Annotated in this window: 2 tRNA genes and 1 rRNA gene; all 3 read left to right on the top strand. The window is 39.9% G+C overall.

Annotation, left to right across the window (positions count from 1 at the left end):
* A 16S ribosomal RNA gene (locus I6F48_RS21245) occupies nt 1–73 on the top strand; the annotation flags it as partial.
* A gap of 76 nt (nt 74–149) precedes the next feature.
* Nucleotides 150–226: transfer RNA gene (locus tag I6F48_RS21240), tRNA-Ile, on the top strand.
* 50 nt (nt 227–276) lie between these two features.
* Nucleotides 277–352 (top strand) — tRNA-Ala (locus I6F48_RS21235).
* Nucleotides 353–561 lie beyond the last annotated feature (209 nt).

The following is a 561-nucleotide window of genomic DNA, read 5'->3' as shown; positions in this document are numbered from 1 at the left end:
GGAGTGATTCATGACTGGGGTGAAGTCGTAACAAGGTAGCCCTAGGGGAACCTGGGGCTGGATCACCTCCTTATACGATTTAGAACTTATTTGTTCGTAGTGTCCACACAGATGATTGTTATTGTAAAGAGAACAACACTTATTGTTTTGGGTCTGTAGCTCAGCTGGTTAGAGCGCACCCCTGATAAGGGTGAGGTCGGTAGTTCAAATCTACTCAGACCCACCACTTCTTATCTAATTAAGAAGATGGTTAAAACAATAAGTACCAGCATATGTGGGGCTATAGCTCAGCTGGGAGAGCGCCTGCCTTGCACGCAGGAGGTCAGCAGTTCGATCCTGCTTAGCTCCACCACTTACTTCTTAAAAATAAATATTCTTTATCAGGCCATTAACCGCCTGAGAATAGAGTGTGTTTAATTTTGAGAAGTTTTTACATCTCTTGCTCTTTAAAAATTTGGAAAAGCTGATAATAAAATTCTGATAGATACATTGTATTTATCAAGAGTTTTCAAAAGTAAAAAAAGAATGGTAGCAGTACCATTCAGTGCCATTTAATTAACT

It is taken from the genome of Pseudoalteromonas sp. SWYJ118 (genome assembly GCF_015864505.1).
In the GTDB taxonomy this organism is placed as follows: domain Bacteria; phylum Pseudomonadota; class Gammaproteobacteria; order Enterobacterales; family Alteromonadaceae; genus Pseudoalteromonas; species Pseudoalteromonas arctica.
The sequence above is the reverse complement of the archived record's forward strand: the minus strand, read 5'-3'. Positions and strand labels throughout refer to the sequence as shown.